The 22,185-nt window shown below is 65.2% G+C and carries 14 protein-coding genes and 1 tRNA gene; 7 read left to right on the top strand and 8 right to left on the bottom strand.

Annotated elements, in window-relative coordinates:
• Window position 1: 1 nt before the first annotated feature.
• The 6 genes from ACU0B3_RS15140 to mraZ all read right to left on the bottom strand — a co-directional run bounded on the left by ACU0B3_RS15140 (window position 2) and on the right by mraZ (window position 6,659).
• The gene (locus tag ACU0B3_RS15140) at window positions 2-1,420 is read right to left on the bottom strand and encodes a UDP-N-acetylmuramoyl-tripeptide--D-alanyl-D-alanine ligase (protein ID WP_446261707.1); all 1,419 of its coding nucleotides are present in this window, start codon (window positions 1,418-1,420) and stop codon (window positions 2-4) included.
• Window positions 1,417-2,898, bottom strand: a complete 1,482-nt coding sequence (locus ACU0B3_RS15145) for a UDP-N-acetylmuramoyl-L-alanyl-D-glutamate--2,6-diaminopimelate ligase (protein WP_446261708.1) — start codon at window positions 2,896-2,898, stop codon at window positions 1,417-1,419. The genes ACU0B3_RS15140 and ACU0B3_RS15145 overlap by 4 nt, the downstream gene beginning before the upstream one ends.
• Before the next feature lie 128 nt (window positions 2,899-3,026).
• On the bottom strand, window positions 3,027-4,814 hold the full coding sequence (locus tag ACU0B3_RS15150; RefSeq protein ID WP_446261709.1) for a peptidoglycan D,D-transpeptidase FtsI family protein: 1,788 nt from the start codon (window positions 4,812-4,814) through the stop codon (window positions 3,027-3,029).
• Window positions 4,811-5,179 carry a cell division protein FtsL gene (ftsL, locus tag ACU0B3_RS15155; RefSeq protein ID WP_446261710.1) on the bottom strand — a complete coding sequence of 123 codons (369 nt, stop codon included), beginning with the start codon at window positions 5,177-5,179 and terminating at the stop codon, window positions 4,811-4,813. The genes ACU0B3_RS15150 and ftsL overlap by 4 nt, the downstream gene beginning before the upstream one ends.
• On the bottom strand, window positions 5,179-6,150 hold the full coding sequence (gene rsmH / locus ACU0B3_RS15160; RefSeq protein WP_446261711.1) for a 16S rRNA (cytosine(1402)-N(4))-methyltransferase RsmH: 972 nt from the start codon (window positions 6,148-6,150) through the stop codon (window positions 5,179-5,181). The genes ftsL and rsmH overlap by 1 nt, the downstream gene beginning before the upstream one ends.
• A gap of 5 nt (window positions 6,151-6,155) precedes the next feature.
• Complete coding sequence (mraZ, locus tag ACU0B3_RS15165; protein WP_446261712.1) at window positions 6,156-6,659, bottom strand: division/cell wall cluster transcriptional repressor MraZ; 504 nt, start codon at window positions 6,657-6,659, stop codon at window positions 6,156-6,158.
• A gap of 867 nt (window positions 6,660-7,526) precedes the next feature.
• Here mraZ and ACU0B3_RS15170 point away from each other — a divergent pair.
• Window positions 7,527-7,847, top strand: coding sequence for a DUF1127 domain-containing protein (locus ACU0B3_RS15170; protein WP_446261713.1), 321 nt, complete (start codon window positions 7,527-7,529; stop codon window positions 7,845-7,847).
• 426 nt (window positions 7,848-8,273) lie between these two features.
• Here ACU0B3_RS15170 and ACU0B3_RS15175 read toward each other — a convergent pair whose 3' ends face one another.
• Complete coding sequence (locus tag ACU0B3_RS15175; RefSeq protein WP_446261714.1) at window positions 8,274-10,634, bottom strand: ATP-dependent helicase; 2,361 nt, start codon at window positions 10,632-10,634, stop codon at window positions 8,274-8,276.
• 348 nt (window positions 10,635-10,982) lie between these two features.
• Between ACU0B3_RS15175 and ACU0B3_RS15180 the strand changes: the two genes are divergently transcribed.
• From ACU0B3_RS15180 to ACU0B3_RS15205, 6 genes are all read left to right on the top strand, one after another.
• Window positions 10,983-11,354: a hypothetical protein gene (locus ACU0B3_RS15180; RefSeq protein WP_446261715.1), complete on the top strand. Its 372-nt coding sequence runs from the start codon at window positions 10,983-10,985 to the stop codon at window positions 11,352-11,354.
• A gap of 148 nt (window positions 11,355-11,502) precedes the next feature.
• The gene (locus tag ACU0B3_RS15185; protein ID WP_446261716.1) at window positions 11,503-14,946 is read left to right on the top strand and encodes a pyruvate carboxylase; all 3,444 of its coding nucleotides are present in this window, start codon (window positions 11,503-11,505) and stop codon (window positions 14,944-14,946) included.
• Window positions 14,947-14,970: 24 nt separating this feature from the next.
• Entirely contained in the window at window positions 14,971-15,360 is a 390-nt protein-coding gene (locus ACU0B3_RS15190) for an MAPEG family protein (RefSeq protein WP_446261717.1), read from the top strand.
• Window positions 15,361-15,405: 45 nt separating this feature from the next.
• Window positions 15,406-16,419, top strand: a complete 1,014-nt coding sequence (locus ACU0B3_RS15195) for a hypothetical protein (protein ID WP_446261718.1) — start codon at window positions 15,406-15,408, stop codon at window positions 16,417-16,419.
• 66 nt (window positions 16,420-16,485) lie between these two features.
• Window positions 16,486-16,560 (top strand) — tRNA-Gly (locus ACU0B3_RS15200).
• Window positions 16,561-16,650: 90 nt separating this feature from the next.
• A complete protein-coding gene (locus ACU0B3_RS15205) occupies window positions 16,651-18,726 on the top strand; it encodes a calcium-binding protein (protein WP_446261719.1) in 2,076 nt (691 codons plus the stop codon).
• On the opposite strand, the gene mfd is transcribed toward ACU0B3_RS15205, so the two are convergent.
• A complete protein-coding gene (mfd, locus tag ACU0B3_RS15210; RefSeq protein WP_446261720.1) occupies window positions 18,723-22,184 on the bottom strand; it encodes a transcription-repair coupling factor in 3,462 nt (1,153 codons plus the stop codon). The genes ACU0B3_RS15205 and mfd overlap by 4 nt on opposite strands.
• Window position 22,185: the final 1 nt, after the last annotated feature.

Here is a 22,185-nt window from a genome sequence, read left to right on the forward strand (position 1 = left end):
GTCACGTCTCTCCCTCGGGCATGGCAGGCGGATGGCCCAATTTGCGCAACGCGTCAACCAGACGGCCGAGACCTGTGGACAAACTGGCCTTGACCAGCACCACGTCGCCCGCCCCCACTTGAGACGCGAGGTGCGGCGTCATGCCGGCGGCGGTCTCGGACCAGGCGCCGCGTTTCTCGGGCGGCAAGGCGTCGTGCAGGTGGCGCGCGAGCGGGCCGATGCAGTGCAACTGGCTTAGCGCCTCCATCGCCGGCATCTTGGCAACGCTGGCGTGGATGGCGGCCTCGTCCGTGCCGAGCTCCTTCATATCGCCGATGTAGGCGATCCGTCTTCCCTTTGCCGTCGGGGTCGCTGCAGCGAGGACATTGAGGGCTGCTTCGAGCGAGGCGGGGTTGGCGTTGTAGCTGTCGTCAAAGAGCGTGAGTTTGGCGTCCGGGTCCGCAGGGTCGAGCTGGATGACCTCTTGCGTGCCGCGCCCCTTGTAGGGGGTCCAGGCGGCGAGGCCGAGGACGGAGCGGGCAAGATCGGCGCCAAGCGCGGTTGAGGCGGCAAGCGCGCCGAGCCCGTTCATGGCGAAATGCGCGCCGGGTGAGGAGAGCTTGAAGAGGAGCGGGCCGCCCGGGCCGGCGGCCTCGGCGGTGGTGGCGCTGCCGGTCACGTGGACCTTTCCGAGGGTCCAGACGGGTGCCTTGGTGCCGAACCAGTGCGTGACCACGTTTTGTGACGCTTTTTCAAGCACATGCATAGTGTCGATGTCGGCGTTGAGGATGGCGGTGCCGCCGGGCTCGAGCCCTTCGAGGATCGAAGCTTTCTCCACGGCGATGCCTTCGATGGAGCCGAATGCCTCCAGATGCGCAGCGGCGACGGTGGTGACCATCGCCACATGCGGGCGGGCGAGACGGGCAAGCGGAGCGATTTCCCCGGGGTGGTTCATGCCGATTTCAATGACGGCGTATTCAGTCTCCGCCGGCATCCGCGCGAGCGTGAGCGGCACGCCCCAATGGTTGTTGTAGCTCGCCTCGGAGGCGTGGGTCTTGCCTTGCGGCGCCAGCATCGCGCGCAGCATTTCCTTGGTCGATGTCTTGCCGACGGAGCCGGTGATCGCGACGACGCGGGCGCCCGTGCGGGCGCGCGCAGCCTTGCCAAGCGCTTCGAGCGCGGGGAGGACTTCGTCCACGATGAGGAGCGGCGCGTCCTGCGGCACACCTTCAGGGACATGGGTGACAAGCGCGGCGGCGGCGCCTTTGGCGAGGGCCTGGGCGACGAAGTCGTGGCCGTCCCGGGCGGCCTGCAAAGCGACAAAGAGGTCACCTGGCTGCAGCGTGCGCGTGTCGATGGAGACGCCGGTCGCCTCCCACGCGGATGTCGTGCGCCCGCCGGTGGCGGAGGCGGCGTCGGCGGAGGTCCAAAGGGCAGTCATGCGAGCTTTCCATCCAGCGCGGCGACCGCCACGCTCGCCTGTTCGGCATCGTCGAAGGGCAGCACCTGGTCGCCGATGATCTGGCCGGTCTCGTGGCCCTTGCCGCAGATCAGGAGCGCGTCCCCTGCCCCGAGCACGTCGACGGCGCGCAGGATGGCTTCGGCCCGGTCGCCGACTTCGGTGGCCTCGGGCGCGCCCTCCATGACGGCGGCGCGGATCAGCGCTGGGTCTTCGGAGCGGGGGTTGTCGTCGGTCACGAACACCAGATCCGCGTTCTCGGCGCCGGCTTGCCCCATGAGGGGGCGCTTGCCTGCGTCCCGGTCACCGCCTGCGCCGACGATGGCCACGAGCCGGCCCATGACGTGCGGGCGGAGCGCCTTGAGGGCGGTCGCGACCGCGTCGGGCGTGTGGGCGTAGTCGACAAAGACGGCAGCGCCATTCTCGCGCGTGGCGGCGAGCTGCATCCGCCCGCGCACGGTTTCGAGCTCGGGGAGCGCGCGCAGGATCTCGTCCGGCTCGGCGCCGCAAACGTGCACAAGTCCTGCCGCCACCAGCACATTTTCCGCCTGAAAGCCTCCGATCAGCGGCAGGCGCAGCTGATGCGGCACGCCGTCCCAGCTAAGGCGGATGTCCTGCCCGGTCGCATCGAACCGCTGCGCGAGCAGCCGCAGATCGGCGTCCGGGCCGGTGCCGACGCGCAACACGTCCTGCCCCCGCCCCTCGGCCAGGGCCGCCATGTCAGGTCCGCGCAAATCGTCGATGTTGATGACCGCCACGCCCTCGGGCGGCAGAACGCGGGTAAAAAGCGCGGCCTTTGCCTCGAAATAGGCGTCGAAGGTCTCGTGATAGTCGAGGTGGTCCTGGGTGAAGTTCGTGAAGCCGGCGGCCTTGAGATGCACGCCGTCGAGCCGGCGCTGGTCGAGGCCGTGGGACGATGCCTCCATCGCCGCGTGCGTGACGCCGTTGGCCGCAGCCTCGCTAAGCGCGCGGTGCAAGGTGATCGGCTCGGGCGTGGTGTGCGCCAGTGGCGCGGTCCAGGCGCCCTCGACGCCGGTGGTGCCGAGGTTGACCGCCTTGAGACCCAGCGAAATCCAGATTTGCCGCACGAAGGAGGCCACGGACGTCTTGCCGTTGGTGCCAGTGACGGCGGCCATGAGCTTGGGCTGGGCACCGAACCAGAGCGCGGCTGCGGCGGACAAGGCGGCGCGCGGATCGGCGGCGATGACAAGCGCGGGATCGTGCGCCTCGATCTCCTCGGCGGCCAGTTTTGCGCCCGCCGCGTCGGTCAGGATCGCAGCCGCCTCCATCCGCAAGGCGTACTGGATGAACTTCGCGCCATGCACGTTTGAGCCGGGCAATGCTGCGAAAAGATGGCCGGGTTTGACGTTGCGGTTGTCGACCGACAGCCCGGTGATCTCAGCCTCGCGTCCGGCAAGCGCCGTGAGCCCCAGATCGGTCAAAGTCTTGGTTCTGGCCATTCCGTGCCGTCCTGCCCGCACACACCACTTTTGGGGGCGACGCCCCCCGCGTTGCGCTAGTCCTAGACCATCAGGCAGGCCAAGGCCATCAGCTTTGTGGCGCTGCGGCGGAGCTTTGCCCGGCTCCTTTACTGGCTGGTGAGCACCACGTCTCCAGCGGTGAGGCGCGGCTCTTCGGGGCGCAGGCCGAGGATCGGCGCGATGCGCGCGATCATCGCGGAGGCCACCGGCACCGCCGTCCAACCCGCCGTGCGGCGCGGCTTTTCGCCAGAGGTTTCAACGGCTTCGTCGAGGGTGACGACCAGCGCGTATTTCGGGGCGTCTGCCGGGAAGACGGCGGCGAAGGTCGCGATGACCTTGTCATCGTAATAGCCGCCGCCATTCGTTTTCGGCTTGTCTGCCGAGCCGGTCTTGCCGCCGACGCGGTAGCCGGGGACTTCGGCCATGCTGGCGGTGCCGTCGGTGACGACCTTGCGCAGCATCGCGACGGAGGCGTTGGCAGCCGCCTCGGACATGATGCGCGGGCCGTGGCGCGGGCCGGATTGCTTGACCAGCGTGGGCGCGACGGCATAGCCGCCGTTCGCAATCGCCGCATAGCCCGCCGCAAGGTGCAAGGGCGACACGCTCAGCCCGTGGCCGTAGGAGATCGTCACGCTCGCCAGCTTCTCCCACCGTTTCGGCAGGAGCGGCTTGCCGACGGGCGCCTCGGAGAGCTCGACCGGCGTGGGCGCCAGAAGGCCGAGGCGGTCGAGGAACTCTTGCTGGCGCTCCGCCCCGATCTGCAGCGCAAGCCGGCCCGTGCCGCGGTTCGACGATTTCACGATGATGTCGGCAATGCTCAGCACGCCGTAGTCTTTCTTGCGGAATTCGTTGATCGTGAACCGCCCGAACTTGAGCGGGGTCGAGGTGTTGATCTCGGTGTTTGCATTCACCAGCCCGAGGTCCATCGCCTGCGCGGCGGTGAAAATCTTGAAGACCGAGCCGAGCTCGTAGACGCCGTGCACGGCGCGGTTGAAGAGCGGGCTGTCGTCGGGCGCTCCTTCGCTCGGCGGGCGCGGGCGGTCGTTGGGGTCAAAATCCGGCAACGACACGATGGAGATCACCTCGCCCGTATGCACATCCATCAGCACGGAACTTGCGCCCTTGGCGTTCAAAATCTGCATGCCGGCGCCGAGCACCTCTTCGGAGGCGGCCTGCACCGAGAGGTCGAGCGACAGCTCGAGCGCGCGCCCGCCGTTGGCAGGATCCCGCAGCGCGGCGTCAAACGTCTTTTCCACACCGCCGATGCCAAGCACCTCGGCCGCGTTCACCCCCTCGCGCCCGTATTGCGCGCCGCCGAGCACATGCGCGGCAATCGCGCCGTTGGGATAAAGCCGCATCTCGCGCGGGCCAAAGAGCAGCCCCGGCTCGCCAAGGTCGTGCACGGCCTGCTTTTGCTCGGGACTGATCTGTTTCTTGACCCAGACGAACTTGCGCTTGCCGAGAAAGTCCTTTTCCAGCCGCTCGCGTTCGAGGTCCGGGAAGATCGTCAGAAGGCCATCGATGGCCTGGCCTGCGTCGATCATCTGCTGGGGATGGGCGTAGAGCGAGTGGGTGTCCATGTTGGTCGCCAAGAGCCGCCCGTGCCGGTCCACGATGTCGGCGCGCTGCGCGATGATCGTGCTGCCGGAGGCGGCGGCGCGCGGCTCGGCGGGCTCGGAGGCCGACAATACCCCCATGCGCATGCCGATTGTTGCGAACCCAAGGATAAAGAGCACCGCCATAACGAGCAGGCGTCCTTCGGCGCGGGCGCGGGCGGCGTCGCGCATCTGCTCATGACGGATGCGGATGTTCTCGCGCTCGATGGCGTCCGGGTTCTGACCCTTGCGGCGCGCCTCGAGGATGCGCGCCAGCGGGCGGAGCGGCGTGCGGATCATGGCTCTTGCCCCTCAGGTTGCGGCGCGTTCTGGCTCGACACCTCGACGGAATTGGTGATCACCATCGCCGGCTGCGGCGCCGGCGGGAACGAGACCTGGTCGATCCGGCCAAACTGCTCAGGGCGCAGCGGGCCAAGCCCGAGGCCAAGCGCGGGCGATTCCACCAGCTCCTGCAGCCGCGCGGGACGGTTGAGATAGGCCCATTCGGCCTTGAGCACCGACAGGCGCGCCTGCGCCGCGCGTATCTCGGCGCGAGTCTGGCTTGCCTCCGACAGGCTCGCTTGCGTGGCGTAGTTCTGCTGGTAGGCCCAGAACGCAAGCGCGATCACGAGGCACGAGGTCACGATATAGAGAAAGGACCGCATCACCGGCTCCTTCGGCTGGGGGTGATCTGGGGCAGGCCAAGCGCCTTGGCCTCGAGCGGGGTCGCGCGCGCCTCGGTCCGCCGGCCCATGCGCAGGAGCGCCGAGCGGGCACGGGGGTTGGCGGCGATCTCTTCGGGGGTCGGCTGGATGGCCTTGCGCGTGAGCACATCGAAAGTCGGCGCGTCTTCGTCCTGCACCGGCTGAAAGCGGTTGCCCTGCCCGCGCCCGCCGCCGCGCGTCTGGAAGAAGCGTTTGACCACGCGGTCCTCCATCGAGTGAAACGTGACGACCGCCAACACGCCGCCGGGCCGCAAAGCGCGCTCGGCGGCCATGAGCCCCTCGAAGAGCTCGCCAAATTCGTTGTTCACCGCGATGCGGAGCGCCTGAAAGCTGCGCGTGGCGGGGTGCGACTGGCCGGGTTTGGCGCGCGGCAGCTGGCCTTCGATGATCTCGGCAAGCTCCAGCGTCGTCTCGAGCGGGCCTGCCGCCTTGATCGCGCGGGCGATGCGGCGCGAGGCGCGCTCCTCACCGTATATATAGAGAATGTCAGCCAGCTCTGCCGCCTCCACCGATGCGATCAGCTCGGCCGCGGTCTGGCCCTCTTGCGACATGCGCATGTCGAGCGGGCCGTCCTTTCGGAACGAGAACCCGCGCTCTGCCCGGTCGAGCTGCATCGAGGAGACGCCGAGGTCGAGCACGACGCCGTCCACATCTGCGCAATGCGCGTCGAGGTTGGAAAAGACGTCTGACATCAGCGTGATGCGCGCGTCCATGCCGCGCGCCATCTCGGCGGCGAGCGGGTCGCGGTCGATGCCGGTGATGCGGTCCGCACCTGCAGCCAGCAGCGCCTTGGAGTAGCCGCCTGCGCCAAAGGTGCCGTCGACCCAATGGCCCGAGACAGGCGCGGCGGCAGCGATCAAAGGGGTGATCAGGACCGGCACATGTTCGGGGTTGGCTGCCTCGGCCGCCATGCGCCCTACGCCCCGGCCTGGTCGAGGAACTCCAGCGGGTCAAAGTCGTCCGGCATCTCGTCGAGATATTCCTCGGTCGCCGCCAGCTCTTCGGCCTCGTAGGTCTCCGGGTTCCAGATCTGGAAACTGTCGCCGGCCGCGATAAAGAACGCCTCGGCGCCGAGCGCGATCTTGGTGCGGAGCTTTGCCGGAAGGACCAGCCGGCCCGTCTCGTCGACATTGGTGGGGATCGACTGACCCTGAAAGAGGCGCTGGAGCATCTTGCGCTCCTTCGAGCCGCGCGGCAGAGCCGCGATCTTGGCGTCGATTTCCTCAATCGCTTCAACGGTATAACAGTCGAGATGTTTCTTGCGATGATCGCCGTAGACGATCACGAGCTCGGGGTTGTCCCCGTCGCGCCAATTGGGATCGGAGGCTTCGAGCACACGGCGAAAGGACGCGGGGATCGACACCCTGCCCTTGCTGTCCACCTTGTGGTGGCTCTCACCGCGGAACACCTTGCGGGTCACGCTCGTCCTCTCATGTCCCCCGGCTGCGGAAAAATCTGTCCCTGAAACAGGAAACGGCGGATAGAGCTGCTGCCAGTGCCCTATCCGCCGCCCTCGTCCCGTCTCCGGGAGTTCCAGCTGCGCGCGCCACCTGGGGGGATGTCTGCTCGCCCGCGCGCCGGATCCTTTGTGCGATGAAAGCGGGTGCCTGTATGAAACCTGCTGTTCTTTTTGTTTTTCTGGTCTGGGGTCTTTGTCGCCCCGGTCCGTCCCTCATCACGGTTGTAGGTTTGGCATGGGATTTCATGGCACGCAATGGAAACCACAGGCCGAGGTGCACGTTTTTCTCAAGAATCGGGGAACGTCTTTTCACCAGATGACGTTGGGTCAATGGATATGACGGCATATCTTCTGGTTTTCTGGCACACAAACACAATATTTAGCACTGCGCTATGCTGATCACCTTCTTCCCATGCATTCCCACAAATATCACAAAAGCGACGGTGTCGGTGCAAATTCACCACACGCAAGTGTGAAATGACGTCAATTGAGCGCGGATTGTCGAGGTTTTTGAGGCCGGAAACCGCCATTCACTGCAATCACGCCTCAATTCGATTCTCTCCCATAAATTCCCACGACCATTTCCCATGAAGTCCCATGCCGCGCCGAGCCATGCAAAACACGCGTAGTGTTTGCGCGCGGCGCGTTAGTTGAGTCGCGCGTGCCGAAGGGAAGACGACCGCCAGAACCTCGAAACGAAGGCCAAACCCGCCCAGTCTCGGGCGTACCTGCTTCAGAATTAGGCAATTGCGTGGGAATTTGGTCCGCCGCTCCACAGATCGGCCGGTTCCGGGACCAAACACCTTCTCATAAGGGTCAGCATGGCTTATGCATTTGCTGCATAGCGGCATTGCTTTGCTGTTTGTTGTGCACCTGCAGAAAGACCCCCATGTTCGGGTCATCGAAACGCACAACGAACATGAGGCAACAATGGCATACGTGACGCAAAACCAAACTGCTGGTGCAACCTTCGCAAAGGCTGCCGGGTTGGTGGAGCGGATGCGGACGGCCTGGACCCAATACCGGGTCTACCGCACCACGCTGAATGAGCTGCAAGAGTTGTCGGCTCGCGAATTGGACGATCTGGGCCTTCACCGGTCCATGCTGCGCCAGGTGGCTCACGAGACCGCCTACGGCAAAGCGCACTGACAGTTTTGAGGGATCAGGCGCCCCTCTCCTCCTCCCTGGGGTGCCTGTAATCTCGCGGCGATACCGTCTCCTCCCTAGGTATCGCCGCACTTTTATACCGGGCCGGTTGGCCTACACGCAGACAGAGCCGCGCAAGGCTCACATGGTTCGGGTGTCTCCTCCTCCTCCCTGAGGCACTCGATACCCCCCCGGGCCGCACACCTCCTCCCGTGCGGTGACGGGGACAGACAGAACGGCGGCGTCCTACCTCCTCCCAGGGCGTCGCCGTTTTGCTGTTTGGGGGCGCAGATTTTTCTCTCGCAAAATCTGCTGGGCGCTTTGCTGCAAGCGGCGTGCGGGCCACTGGCCGTGCGAGTTAGGTATTTTTGAACCAGAGAAGACAGGACCGCGGCGCGAGGCTGCACGCCGAGCGCGTGGAGGTGAGGGTCAGAAGGGGATGTCGTCAGCGGCGGTGACGAATTTGGCGACGACCTTTTTGTCGCCGGCCTTTTCAAAGGCGATGTCGAGCTTGTCGCCTTCGATCCCGGTGATCGTGCCGTAGCCGAATTTCTGGTGGAAGATGCGCTCGCCGACGGTGTGGGCGGAGGTGGCAGTGAGGTCGATCACCTGCGTGCGCGATTCCTGGGGTTGGCTGACGGGGCGGTGGCTGGAGCGCTCCTGGAGGCGGCGCCAGCCGGGGGAGTTGTAGACATCGGCGCGGCTGGCCGCCTCGTGCAGGTTCGATTGCGGGGCCGCAGCGCCGTAGCCGCCACCGTAGAGGCCGGGGGGCGAGAGCACCTCCACGTGTTCTTCGGGCAGTTCGTCGATGAAGCGCGAGGGCATCGAGGATTGCCACTGGCCAAAGACGCGGCGGTTGCCGGCAAAGGAGATCGTGCAGAGCCGCTCGGCGCGGGTGATGCCGACATAGGCCAGGCGGCGTTCCTCCTCGAGCCCTTTCACGCCAGATTCGTCCATCGAGCGTTGCGAGGGGAAGAGGCCGTCTTCCCAGCCGGGCAGGAAGACGGCGGGAAACTCAAGGCCCTTGGCCGCGTGCAGCGTCATGATCGACACTTTGGCGCCGGCGTCGTCCTGCGCGTTGTCCATCACCAGGCTGACATGTTCGAGAAAGCCGGTGAGGTTCTCGAAGCCTTCGAGCGCCTTGACGAGTTCCTTGAGGTTTTCGAGCCGTCCGGGCGCCTCGGGCGTCTTGTCGTTCTGCCAATGTGCGGTGTAGCCGGATTCGTCGAGGATGATCTCGGCCAGCTCGAGGTGCGTGACCTTGGCATCACCGGTCATCCGCCCCCAGCGCGCCAGACCGTCGAGGAGGGTTTGCAGCTCCTTGGCGCCCTTGCCGCCCAGCCCCTTTTCGTCGAGCAGGATTTGCGCGCCTTCGGTCAGCGATACGCCGTGCTGGCGGGCGGTGGCCTGGATTTTCTGCTGGGCCTTGTCGCCGAGGCCGCGTTTGGGGGTGTTCACGATCCGCTCGAAGGCGAGATCGTCGTCGGGCGAGACCACCACGCGGAAATAGGCCATGGCGTCGCGGATCTCCATCCGCTCGTAGAAGCGGGGGCCGCCGATGACGCGGTAGGGCAGACCGATGGTCAGGAACCGGTCCTCGAACCCGCGCATCTGGTGGGAGGCGCGCACGAGGATGGCAATGTCTTCGAGCCCCACGGGATCGAGGCCGCGGGTGCCGCGCTGGAGCGATTCGATCTCTTCGCCCACCCAGCGCGCCTCTTCGTCGCCGTCCCAGTGGCCGATCAGCCGGACCTTTTCGCCCCCTTCGGCCTCGGTCCAGAGCTCCTTGCCGAGGCGCTGTTTGTTTGCGGCAATCACGCCGCCCGCCGCCGAGAGGATGTGCTGGGTCGAGCGGTAGTTCTGTTCGAGCCGGATCACGGTCGCGCCTGGGAAATCCTTTTCGAACCGCAGGATGTTGCCCACCTCCGCCCCGCGCCAACCATAGATCGACTGGTCGTCGTCGCCCACGCAGCAGATGTTGCGGTGCGCTTGCGCGAGCAGCCGCAGCCAGAGGTACTGCGCGACGTTGGTGTCCTGGTACTCGTCGACAAGGATGTAGCGGAACCAGCGCTGGTACTGCTGGAGGACATCGTCGTGCTCTTGGAAAATCGTCACGACGTGCAGCAGGAGGTCGCCAAAGTCGGTCGCGTTCAACTCTTTGAGGCGCTGCTGGTATTGCGCGTAGAGCTGCACGCCCTTGTGATCGAAGGCGGACGCCTCGGAGGCCGGCACATTTTCGGGCGTCCAGGCGCGGTTCTTCCAGCCGTCGATGATCGAGGCGAGCATGCGGGCCGGCCAGCGCTTGTCGTCGATGTTGGTGGCGGCGAGCAGCTGTTTGATCAGCCGGATCTGGTCATCGGTGTCGAGGATGGTGAAATTCGATTTGAGCCCGACCAGCTCGGCATGGCGGCGGAGCAGCTTGACGCAGATGGCGTGGAACGTGCCGAGCCACGGCATCCCCTCGACCGCCTGCCCCATCATGGCGCCGACGCGGTCCTTCATCTCGCGGGCGGCCTTGTTGGTAAAGGTGACGGCGAGGATCTCGTTCGGGCGGGCGCGCCCGGTGTGCAGCAGGTGTGCGATGCGCGTCGTCAGCGCGCGGGTCTTGCCGGTGCCGGCGCCGGCCAGCATCAGGACCGGGCCATCGATCTGTTCGACCGCCGCGCGCTGCTCGGCGTTCAGACCGTCGAGATAGGGCGCCCCGCGCGCGGCCATCGCCTGCGCGGCAAGTCCGCTTTGCGCCGGCGCGGCGGCCGCCTCAAAGGCGTCGTCTTCGAATGAGCTGCTCATGACACACATATATAGAGAGGAGCGCGCGCCGAAAAGCCGTTGATCGCGCTTTGTTCTCAATTCTGACAAGGCCGCAAGTGCGGGGCGACGGGGAAACGCGCGCGTTTTCTCCCCAAAGGAAAAGTAACGCGCGTGAAGAAATGTTCACCACTTTTTAAACCTTGCCGTGCAAATCATGCCCACACAACAAACATGGAACTGGAGGGTTACATGCATAAGCCGCAGACAAGTGGCGCCGGGACGCGCAGAGGGTGCGTGGACTTTGGCGGGGATACATCGACCGATGCCTCAGATGCGCATGCCGCGCCTCGGGACACTGCGCGCGCGCATACGGCCACCGTTCAGGACATGTCCCCGCCCGCACCGCCCGTGCGGGTGGGCGGGGACGCTGCCGAGACCGCCGCGTGGCAGGATGACCTGCAGGCGCTCGAAGAGGCGCAGACCTGCGCCATCGACGCAACCTACCACCTGTCGCGCATCACGGATGTGTTCGACGCGGTGGAGCGCGGGGACATCCCGCCGCAATCGTTGACCTCGCTCCTTTACATGCTGGCCGGGACCTGCCGGTCGGTCGACCGCTCCTTGCAGGACCTGCGCGCCGTTTTGAGCCGTCGCCTCCGCGACCGGGCACTGGGCAGTGAGCGCGCTGCGCCTCCGGGCCAGATGCACACGGCCTTTGACCAGATCATCGACGCACCCCGCCGGCAGGCGCGCGCTTAGCACGGCATCCCGAACACGCTTGCGACCCCCGCGCCGGTTTTGGGTGACGTAGCGTCGTCCGTTAGCGCCCACTGCGTAGTTCCACGCATTGCCCAGCGCCGCGCTGCGGCGTATTGACGTTCCAAGCAAGCCAAGGCGAGGGACGGCCATGACCAACTTTTCCAAGATCCTGATTGCCAACCGGGGCGAGATTGCCATCCGCGTGATGCGCGCCGCCAACGAGATGGGCAAGAAAACCGTCGCCGTCTACGCCGAGGAAGACAAGCTGGGCCTGCACCGGTTCAAGGCGGACGAGGCCTACAAGATCGGCGAAGGGCTCGGGCCCGTTCAGGCATACCTCGCCATCGACGAGATCATCCGCGTGGCCAAGATGTCGGGCGCCGATGCGATCCACCCAGGGTACGGGCTCTTGTCCGAAAACCCCGAGCTGGTCGATGCCTGCGAACGCGAAGGGATCACCTTCATCGGGCCCAAGGCCGCGACCATGCGCCAGCTGGGGGACAAGGCGTCTGCCCGACGCGTCGCCATCGAGGCCGGCGTGCCAGTCATCCCCGCGACCGAAGTTCTGGGCGTCGACATGGACGCCATCCGCAAGGAGGCCGGTGAGATCGGCTACCCGCTGATGCTCAAAGCCTCCTGGGGCGGCGGCGGACGCGGCATGCGCCCCATCGAGGGCGAGGATGAGCTCGAGGAAAAGGTGCTCGAAGGGCGCCGCGAGGCCGAGGCCGCATTCGGCAACGGCGAAGGGTATCTCGAAAAGATGATCACCCGCGCCCGCCACGTTGAGGTGCAGATCCTCGGCGATACGCACGGCAACATGTACCATCTCTACGAGCGCGATTGCTCGGTCCAGCGCCGCAACCAGAAGGTGGTCGAGCGCGCCCCTGCCCCGTACTTGTCCGAGGCACAACGCGAAGAGATCTGCGAGCTGGGGCGCAAGATCTGCGCGCACGTGAACTACGAATGCGCCGGCACGGTCGAGTTCCTGATGGATATGGACTCGGGCAAATTCTACTTCATCGAGGTGAACCCCCGCGTGCAGGTCGAGCACACGGTGACCGAGGAGGTCACCGGCATCGACATCGTCCAGGCGCAAATCCTGATCGCGGAAGGGAAGTCACTCGCCGAGGCCACCGGGAAAGCCAGCCAGTACGACATCCGCCTCAACGGTCATGCGCTGCAGACACGGGTGACCACAGAGGACCCGCAGAACAACTTCATCCCAGACTATGGCCGGATCACCGCCTACCGGGGCGCCACCGGCATGGGCATCCGCCTCGACGGCGGCACGGCATACTCCGGCGCGGTCATCACGCGCTACTACGACTCGCTCCTTGAGAAAGTCACCGCCTGGGCGCAGACCCCGGAAAAGGCCATCGCCCGCATGGACCGCGCCCTGCGCGAGTTCCGCATCCGGGGTGTCTCGACCAACATCGCCTTTGTCGAAAACCTGCTCAAGCACCCGACGTTCCTGACCAACCAATACACGACCAAGTTCATCGACACGACGCCCGAACTCTTCCAGTTCAAAAAGCGCCGGGACCGCGGCACCAAGGTCCTTACCTACATCGCCGACATCACCGTGAACGGCCATCCGGAGACCGAAGGCCGCGTGCGTCCCTCCCACGATCTGCGCGATGCAAGGCCGCCCGCGCTCAGGGCGGACGCGCCAGCTGCTGGGACGCGCAACCTACTCGAAGAAAAAGGCCCCCAGGCCGTCGCCGACTGGATGGCGGCGCAAAAGCAGCTCCTGATCACGGACACCACCATGCGCGACGGGCACCAGTCGCTCCTCGCCACGCGGATGCGCTCGCTCGACATGATCAAAGTCGCGCCGGCCTACGCGCACAACCTGCCGCAGCTCTTCTCGATGGAGTGCTGGGGCGGCGCGACCTTCGACGTCGCCTACCGGTTCCTGCAGGAATGCCCCTGGCAGCGCCTGCGCGACCTGCGCGCCGCGATGCCGAACCTGATGACCCAGATGCTGCTGCGCGGGGCGAACGGCGTCGGCTACACGAACTACCCCGACAACGTCGTGCAGTTCTTTGTCAAACAGGCCGCCGAAACCGGGATCGACGTCTTCCGCGTCTTCGACTCGCTCAACTGGACCGAAAACATGCGCGTCGCCATGGATGCGGTGCTGGAAAACAACAAAGTCTGCGAAGGCACGATCTGCTACACCGGAGACATCCTGAACCCCGACCGGGCCAAGTACGATCTCAAGTACTACGTCGCCATGGGGCAAGAGTTGAAGGCCGCGGGCGCCCACGTGCTCGGCCTCAAGGACATGGCCGGCCTGCTCAAACCCGCCTCCGCCGGCGCGCTCATCAAAGCGCTGAAGGAAGAAGTCGGCCTCCCGATCCACTACCACACCCACGACACCGCCGGCACCGCCATCGCCACGATCCTCGCCGCCTCCGAGGCCGGCGTGGACGCGGTGGACTGCGCGATGGACGCGCTTTCCGGCAACACATCGCAAGCGACGCTCGGCTCTGTGGTCGAGGCGCTGCGCTTCACGGACCGCGACACCGGCCTCGACATCACCAACATCCGCGAGATCTCGGAATACTGGGAGGCCGTCCGCGCGCATTACCTCGCTTTCGAGTCCGGCCTGCAAAACCCGGTCTCCGAGGTCTACCTGCACGAGATGCCCGGCGGGCAATACACCAACCTCAAGGCGCAGGCCCGCTCGATGGGGCTCGAGGAGCGCTGGCCCGAGGTCGCCCGCACCTATCAGGACGTGAACCAGATGTTCGGCGACATCGTAAAGGTCACCCCCTCCTCCAAAGTCGTGGGCGACATGGCCCTGATGATGGTCTCGTCGGGCCTGTCGCGCGCCGATGTGGAGAACCCCAAGATGGACGTCGCCTTCCCCGACTCGGTCATCGACATGATGAAAGGCTCGCTCGGCCAACCCCCGGGCGGCTGGCCGAAAGCCTTGCAGAAAAAGGCGCTCAAGGGCGACAAACCGATCACCGACCGCCCCGGCAAGCACGCCACACCTGTCGACATCGAAGAGACGCGTGCCGCCGTCTCCAAAGAGCTCGAAGGGTTCAAGGTGGATGACGAGGACCTGAACGGCTACCTGATGTACCCCAAGGTCTACCTCGACTACATGGGACGCCACCGCACCTACGGCCCCGTGCGCACGCTGCCGACCAAGACCTTTTTCTACGGCATGATCCCCGGTGAAGAGATCACCGCCGAGATCGACCCAGGCAAGACGCTTGAAATCCGCCTGCAAGCCGTGGGCGAGACGCAGGAGGACGGCGAATGCCGCGTCTTCTTCGAGCTCAACGGCCAGCCGCGCGTGATCCGGGTCCCCAACCGCTCGGCAGCGGCGCAATCGGCCGCACGCCCCAAGGCGGACATGGCCAACGAGAACCACATCGGCGCGCCCATGCCGGGCGTCGTCGCCTCCGTCGCGGTCACCCCGGGCCAAAAGGTCGCTGCAGGCGATCTCTTGCTCACGATTGAGGCGATGAAGATGGAGACCGGCATCCACGCCGAACGCGACGCGGTCGTCAAAGCGGTGCACGTGCAGGCCGGCGGCCAGATCGACGCCAAGGACTTGCTCGTCGAGCTCGAGTAATCACGGCCGCGCAAGGAAGACATCATGGCCCTGCCCATCACTGCCCTCTACGCCGGACTGATCGCGCTGCTCTTTCTGGTGTTGTCAGTCCGCGTGATACGTGCGCGCCGGACCAAGAAGGTCTCGCTCGGAGATGCAGACGACCGGGAGCTGCAAAGCCGCGTGCGCGCGCATGCCAATTGCGCCGAATACGCACCGCTGAGCCTGATCCTCCTCGGCCTGTGCGAAGGGCTCGGGACACCGGCCCTCGTGCTGCATCTCCTCGGCCTCACGATGCTCGGCGGGCGCTTCCTGCACGGCGTGGCCTTGAACCAGGCACGGATGAATTTCCGCTTCCGCGTCTGGGGCATGTACCTGACCTTCGCCATGATCGGGGTCGCCGCGCTCGGGTTGATCGGTCACGCACTGATCTAACCACGGAGTTGCCGCCGCCGCGCCCGGAGTGCTAGCCTCACCGCAATGAACGAGGCAGGACCCATCCAGCCCGGAGCGGATGAAGCAGGCGGCACCACGGCCCTCGGGCCGGCCCTCTTTGTGGGGCTGTCGCTCTTTGTCGCCATGTCGCAAAGCTCCCTGCCGCCCGAGATGGTCAATCCCCAGGACACGATGCCGGCGGAGACTTGGGCTGACCTTGCAGGTTTTCCCCCGTTCCGGGTCCCGCAAATCCTCGCCCGCCCCGGCGAGGTCACCATGCAGACGCCGCGCGGGACGTACACCACCGCCGCCGCGCCCATGCTTGCGTCCGCTTTCGTGCCGCGCTCGCAGGCCGAGGCCCGCCCCGCGCTCGCCGGCCCTGCCCTCCAACCTGCGCCAACGCCAGCTACCTTTGACGCTGGCGCGCCATCCCACATTCCCTCTCAGGCATCGGCACCGGGCGCCGCGCCGCTGCAATTCCTCTACGCAGGCCGCGTCGCCGTCGCGCCGCGCTGGTCCGGCCTTCGTCCCGCCATGCCGTCCCCCGCGCTTTCCGCTCCCCATCGCAGCATTCCGGCCCCGGCGAGGATCGCCTCCTCCGGCCCACCGCCTTTGCGCGGACGTGTGCAAACGGTGGCCGCCTCCTCGCCAAGCGCGCCGCCCCGGGCGCAAGGCCCTGCGCCGGCAACGCGCCTGCTGACGCAGATCGCCGAAGCCAAGCCGCGCGTTGCGCTTCCAGCTCCCGCAGCGCTTCATTCGACGGAGCCGCCGCGACCCATCTCCGCGCTCCGCACAATCGAGGCTCCCTCGGACCCGGTTGCGTTCGCGGCGCCCACACCTGAGCCAAGGCTTCTGACCCGCCCCGGCGTCTTCCTCCGGAACGGACCGGGGATGCGCGGGCAGACCATCGGCGTCTTTGGCACCACCGACGACGTCACGCTCTTTGACACGTTCGGCCGCTGGGCCCGCGTCCGTATCATCCGTGAGGAAACCGCGATCGATGGCTGGATATGGGCGGATTACCTCGCCCCCCTACCCCCCGCTCCGACGCGCGAATAATCGCAAGCCGCACCGATTTTCCACTTGCGGCCTCCCGGCCCTTTGACTATCTCCGCTCCTACGGATGCGGGCGTAGCTCAGGGGTAGAGCATTACCTTGCCAAGGTAAGGGTCGTGAGTTCGAATCTCATCGCCCGCTCCAATTTACCAACATCAGGACGATCTGGCGGCACGTTGTGGCTGCCACGAAGGCCGTGTAGGCTCGTCACATGTAAGGTAGAGGGCTGGGCGTATGGCAGACGTGAGAGCATCCGACTGGCTCGATTTCTTCCGCTTCCCCTCGACATTCATCCGCTCTGACACCCTGTTCGAGCCGGCGTTTCAGCACGGCAGATTAAGCGGCGATATCGGCTATTTGGCCGATATCCCGACGCTCGCCTCATCAAGCGACAATGTCTTCCCAATTGTCGCGATCACCGGTGAGCCCTTGGTGCTCGATCCCGACACGGGGCTCATCACCGGGACCGGCAATTCCATCCGGTTTTCGTCATCCAACCGCGGAGAGGTCGGCCGGATCGACAACATCTCGTTCGAGGCCGAAGCTCTTTACGGGCTGATCATTGACGAGCTGAACGGCGATCCGACGGCACCGGAACGGTTCGAGCGGTTCATCGCGAGCCAAATCGGCGTGCTCACGCTGTCAGATCGCGATGACACCCTCCACACAGGTGGCTTTTTTAGGTTTCTCGACGAGATCGACCTCGGCGCGGGGGATGATGACATCCGGATCGAGCAAGCGCTGGATGCGGATTTCGTGCTTGATGGTGGGAGCGGCAACGACACGTTGAGGCTGTCATTCCGCGAGACCGAAAGCATGGTCGTGGACTTGCGTGACGGCACTTGGTCCATTGGCGACGGCATCACGCGAAGTTTCAAGAACTTTGAGGAAGTCAATGCCAGAGCCGAGACACTCACCTTTTTCGGTAGCGCAGGCGATGATGAAATTTGGACTTGGGATGACGACACGATCTACGCGGGCGCTGGCAACGATACGATCCAAAGCCGAAGCGGACTGGATCGGATTTTTGCCGGGCCCGGGGATGACCTGATATATAGCGACAGCTTTGCCGAGCTGGTTATTGGGGGACCCGGCGAAGACACGCTCGACGTCGGCTCGTCAAAAACGAACTACCAGTTCACCAAAAATGGCGAACACATATTCTTCAATCGGCCTGGCGGACCATCAGCAGAACTCATTGACCTCGAATGGCTGCAAGATGGCGGCGGCATCATCCCGCTCCGCCACGCGCCGGGCCTGCGCCCCGAAATCGAAGGCACACGCGGCGCTGACTTGCTGCGCGCAGAGCCGGTGGCCTCGGTTCTGCGCGGGGACAACGGCAACGACACGCTGATCGGAGGGGTCTCTGAGGACGACCTGACGGGCGGCAACGGCAACGACCGCCTCGCCGGAGCGCAAGGCGATGACACGTTGGACGGAGGGTTCGGCAGCGACCACCTCCATGGCGGACTGGGCATGAACACCCTGATCGGCGGGCCGGACGTTGACACGCTTGTCTCTACCAGCGGGCGCGACGTCATTGATGCAGGCCGGGGTGACGGCGATGTCATCTACCTCGACAGCCCGCTGAACCATGGCCCGGGCAGTTGGGCCGTCAACCTCACGACAGGCGCGCAGGTGTCCGTTGAAAACTTGACAATGTTTGCAAGTGTCGCAAGCGGCAACCTGGGTGACGGTGACCAGCTCAACTTGACAGACCGGGATGACGCACTTTTCCTCCAGGACACGCTGTCGGATCAGCCGGCAGACTATGAATGGGCCACTGGACACGGATATTTTGCCGTAAAGGAACGTCTGTTTGGTGTGGAGATCATCGACGCCGGTGCGGGTGATGACGTCATCGACCTTAGCGCCATCGGGTGGTACTCGTTACGTACGCCCCATCCCGTGACTGTGCTTGGGGGCGCCGGAAATGACGTGATCTGGGCGACCCCAGGTGTCGACACCATTGACGGCGGGACGGGTGATGACACGATTTTCGCTTTCAAAGACACGGTGATACACGGCGGCGCGGGCGCGGACACGTTCGAGTTTATCTCAACGATGGTCGACGGAGGGCGGCGCAACGCGGGAAGTGTCGAGATCACCGACTACAATCCGCTCGAGGGCGACCGGCTCGTGCTTCACAGCACCGAAGGTGTCGTCTTTGATCCTGCATCTCTCGTGATAACCGCCAATACCATCGAAATCTCTGCGAATGCAGCCTTTGGCATCCGGCATTTCCTCACGATCGAGCATGACACGCTGAGCAGTGAAGCACTTGCCGCGCACGACATCATCTTTGTCTAGCTGGCTTTCTTGGCCACCTTCGCCTTCTTCTCCGCCGCCACATGCCGCGCGAGGTCGCGGGCGATGGCGAAGGCGCCTTTGATCTTGTCGCTGTCCTTGGCCCAGTCGCGGCGGACGACGATCTTGTTGTCTTTGACTTTGGCGAGGCCGCGCTGGTCTTCGATAAATTTCACGAGGCCCTGCGGCGAGGCGTATTTGTCGTTGTGGAACTGGATCGTCGCGCCTTTGGGACCGCCGTCGAGCTTGGCGATGCCAGCCTTTTTGCACTCGGCCTTGATGCGCACGACGAGGAGCAGAGTGTTTACCTCGCGCGGCAATTTACCAAAGCGGTCGATCAGCTCGGCGGCAAAGCCTTCGAGTTCAACTTTGGACTGCAAGCCGCTGAGGCGGCGGTACAATCCCAGCCGCACGTCGAGGTCGGGGACGTAATCTTCGGGGATCAGCACCGGCACGCCGAGGTTGATCTGCGGCGCCCATTGGCCGTCGTTTTCTTCGGTCAGACCTTCGGCCTCGCCCGACTTGATCTTGGCAATCGCCTCCTCAAGCATCGACTGGTAAAGCTCGTAACCGACGTCGCGCATCTGGCCGGATTGCTCTTCACCCAAGAGATTGCCCGCGCCGCGGATGTCGAGGTCCTGGCTTGCCAGCGTAAAGCCCGCGCCAAGCGTGTCGAGGGAGCTGAGTACGCGCAGGCGCTTTTCGGCCGTCGGCGTAAGCCGCATACGCGGCTTGGTCGTCATGTAGGCGTAAGCCCTTGTTTTCGAACGGCCAACGCGACCACGAATTTGGTAGAGCTGAGCGAGGCCGAACATGTCCGCGCGGTGCACGACCATCGTGTTGGCGGTCGGGATGTCGAGGCCGGATTCCACAATCGTGGTCGCCAGAAGCACGTCATACTTGCCGTCGTAAAAGGCGTTCATCCGCTCGTCGAGCTCGCCCGCCGCCATCTGGCCATGCGCCACCACGACGGAGACTTCGGGCACCTCCTCGCGCAGAAACGCCTCGATGTCCGGCAGGTCCTTGATCCGGGGAACCACAAAAAAGGACTGCCCGCCCCGATAATGCTCGCGCAGGAGCGCCTCGCGCAAGGTGACCGTGTCGAACTCGCTGACGTAGGTGCGGATCGCGAGGCGATCTACCGGAGGGGTCCCAATTATCGAGAGATCCCGCACACCTGAGAGCGACAATTGAAGTGTGCGCGGGATCGGAGTCGCCGTCAGGGTGAGCACGTGGATGTCGGAGCGCAACTGCTTGAGCCGCTCCTTGTGTTGCACGCCAAAGCGTTGTTCCTCGTCGATGACCAGCAGGCCAAGGTTCTGGAACCGGACTTGTTTGGCCAGCACGGCGTGCGTGCCGACAACAATATCGCAGGTGCCTTTGGCAATTGCGTCGCGCGTGGCGGCGGCCTCTTTCGTGCCAACAAAACGCGACAAGGGTCTGACTTCGATGGGAAATCCCCGGAAGCGTTCGGCAAAGCTCTTGTAGTGCTGGCGCGCGAGCAACGTGGTCGGCGCGATCACCGCGACCTGCACGCCCGACATGGCCGCGACAAAGGCCGCACGCATCGCGACCTCGGTCTTGCCGAAACCCACATCACCGCAGATCAGCCGGTCCATGGGCGTGCCGGCGGTCAGATCGCCGACCACGTCTTCGATGGCGCTCAGCTGGTCGTCGGTTTCCTGGTACGGGAAGCGCGCGGAGAAAGCGTCCCACATGCCCGGAGGTGGCTCAAGGATCGGGGCGCGCCGGAGCGCACGTTCGGCGGCCACCCGGATGAGCCGTTCGGCCATCTCGCGGATGCGCTCCTTGAGCCGGGCCTTCTTGGCCTGCCAGGCGCCGCCGCCAAGCTTGTCCAAGAGCCCTTCGTCGTGGCCGTATTTCGAGAGCAGCTCGATGTTCTCAACCGGCAGGTACAACCTTGATTTCTCGGCGTATTCCAGAAGGAGGCATTCGTGCGCAGCCCCTGCCGCGGTGACCACCTCCAGCCCCTGAAACCGTCCGATCCCGTGGTCGACATGCACCACCAGATCGCCCGGCGAGAGCGCGCCGACCTCGCTGAGAAAGTTCTCGGCGCGGCGGCGTTTCTTGGGCTGGCGGATGAGGCGGTCGCCGAGGACGTCCTGTTCGGAGACGACTGTTAGCTCGGGCGCTTCGAACCCGTGTTCGAGCGGCCAGACGGCGAGGTGCACGCCGCGTTTACCAACGCGGGAGAAGTCGGAGACGGGGATGGCCTCGCTCACGCCCTCGTCCTCGATCAGGCCGGAAAGCCGCTCACGCGCGCCTTCGGAGTAGGAGGCGATGACGACGGGGCCAACTTCGAGTCGTTTTTGAACATGAGCGGCCAAGGCCCCGAAGAGGCTCAGGTTTTCCTGCTGGCGCTCGGGGGCAAAATTGCGTCCGATCCGTCCGCCGGCATCGACCACCGATGGACCTGACGCCTGTTGAAGCGGGTGGAATTGCACCACCCGGCGGTCCCCCAGAGCGGCGGTCCAGTCGTCCTCGTTCAGGTAGAGGCCCTGCGGCTCGGCCGGTTTGTAGACGCTGTCCATCGACGAGCGCTGGGTCAGCGCGTGTTTGCGCGCTTCGTACTGGTCGACGATCGTGTCCCAGCGGGCGATGCGCGCAGGCTCGGTCTGGTCGTCGAGCGTCACGGGCGCGTCCGGCAGATAGTCAAAGAGCGTCTCGAGTTTTTCGTGGAAGAAGGCAAGCCAGTGCTCCATCCCCTGCTGCTTGCGCCCGGCGCTGACGGCTTCATACAGAGGATCATCCGTGCCCGCTGCGCCAAAGGCGATGCGGTAGGACTGGCGGAAACGCGTGATCGCCGGATCGTCGAGGATCACTTCGGAAACCGGCGCAAGCTCGACCACGTCCAAAGGCGCGATGGTGCGCTGGTCGGAGGCGTCGAACCGGCGGGCCGCGTCGAGCACGTCGCCAAAGAGGTCGAGGCGCACGGGACCGCCCTCCCCCGGTGGGTAGATGTCGATGATCCCGCCCCGCACGGCGTAGTCGCCGGGCTCGGTTACGGTCGGGACTTGCACGAACCCCATCCGCACCAGGAAAGCGCGCAGAGCGGCCTCATCGATGCGCCCGCCGACGGTGGCAGAAAAGGCGGCCTCCTTGAGCACCTCCCGCGCAGGCAGCTTTTGCGTCGCCGCGTTCAGCGAGGTGAGCAGCACGAACCGCCCCGGCATCCCGTGCACCAGCCCCGCCAGCGTCGCCATGCGCGCGGCAGAGATCGCGGGGTTCGGAGAGACGCGGTCGTAGGGCAGACAATCCCAGCCCGGGAAGGTCACCACCGGCACATCAGGCGCAAAGAACCGCAACGCCTCCGCCATCGCCGCGAGGCGCTTGTCGTCGCGGGCGATGTGGATCACCGGTCCACCGGCTTTCTCCACCTCGGCGAGCAAGAGCCGCGCGTCGAAGCCTTCCGGCGCGCCGCCCATCGTGATGCGCGTCATC

Source organism: Pseudaestuariivita sp. (assembly GCF_052825805.1).

Bases quoted from the DNA above. Each gene is read 5' to 3' on its own strand.
- ACU0B3_RS15140 (WP_446261707.1), bottom strand. From the start codon at position 1,420: ATGACTGCCCTTTGGACCTCCGCCGACGCCGCCTCCGCCACCGGCGGG.
- ACU0B3_RS15145 (WP_446261708.1), bottom strand. From the start codon at position 2,898: ATGGCCAGAACCAAGACTTTGACCGATCTGGGGCTCACGGCGCTTGCC.
- ACU0B3_RS15150 (WP_446261709.1), bottom strand. From the start codon at position 4,814: ATGATCCGCACGCCGCTCCGCCCGCTGGCGCGCATCCTCGAGGCGCGC.
- ftsL (WP_446261710.1), bottom strand. From the start codon at position 5,179: ATGCGGTCCTTTCTCTATATCGTGACCTCGTGCCTCGTGATCGCGCTT.
- rsmH (WP_446261711.1), bottom strand. From the start codon at position 6,150: ATGGCGGCCGAGGCAGCCAACCCCGAACATGTGCCGGTCCTGATCACC.
- ACU0B3_RS15170 (WP_446261713.1), top strand. From the start codon at position 7,527: ATGCATTTGCTGCATAGCGGCATTGCTTTGCTGTTTGTTGTGCACCTG.
- ACU0B3_RS15175 (WP_446261714.1), bottom strand. From the start codon at position 10,634: ATGAGCAGCTCATTCGAAGACGACGCCTTTGAGGCGGCCGCCGCGCCG.
- ACU0B3_RS15180 (WP_446261715.1), top strand. From the start codon at position 10,983: ATGTCCCCGCCCGCACCGCCCGTGCGGGTGGGCGGGGACGCTGCCGAG.
- ACU0B3_RS15185 (WP_446261716.1), top strand. From the start codon at position 11,503: ATGACCAACTTTTCCAAGATCCTGATTGCCAACCGGGGCGAGATTGCC.
- ACU0B3_RS15190 (WP_446261717.1), top strand. From the start codon at position 14,971: ATGGCCCTGCCCATCACTGCCCTCTACGCCGGACTGATCGCGCTGCTC.
- ACU0B3_RS15195 (WP_446261718.1), top strand. From the start codon at position 15,406: ATGAACGAGGCAGGACCCATCCAGCCCGGAGCGGATGAAGCAGGCGGC.
- ACU0B3_RS15205 (WP_446261719.1), top strand. From the start codon at position 16,651: ATGGCAGACGTGAGAGCATCCGACTGGCTCGATTTCTTCCGCTTCCCC.
- mfd (WP_446261720.1), bottom strand. From the start codon at position 22,184: ATGACGCGCATCACGATGGGCGGCGCGCCGGAAGGCTTCGACGCGCGG.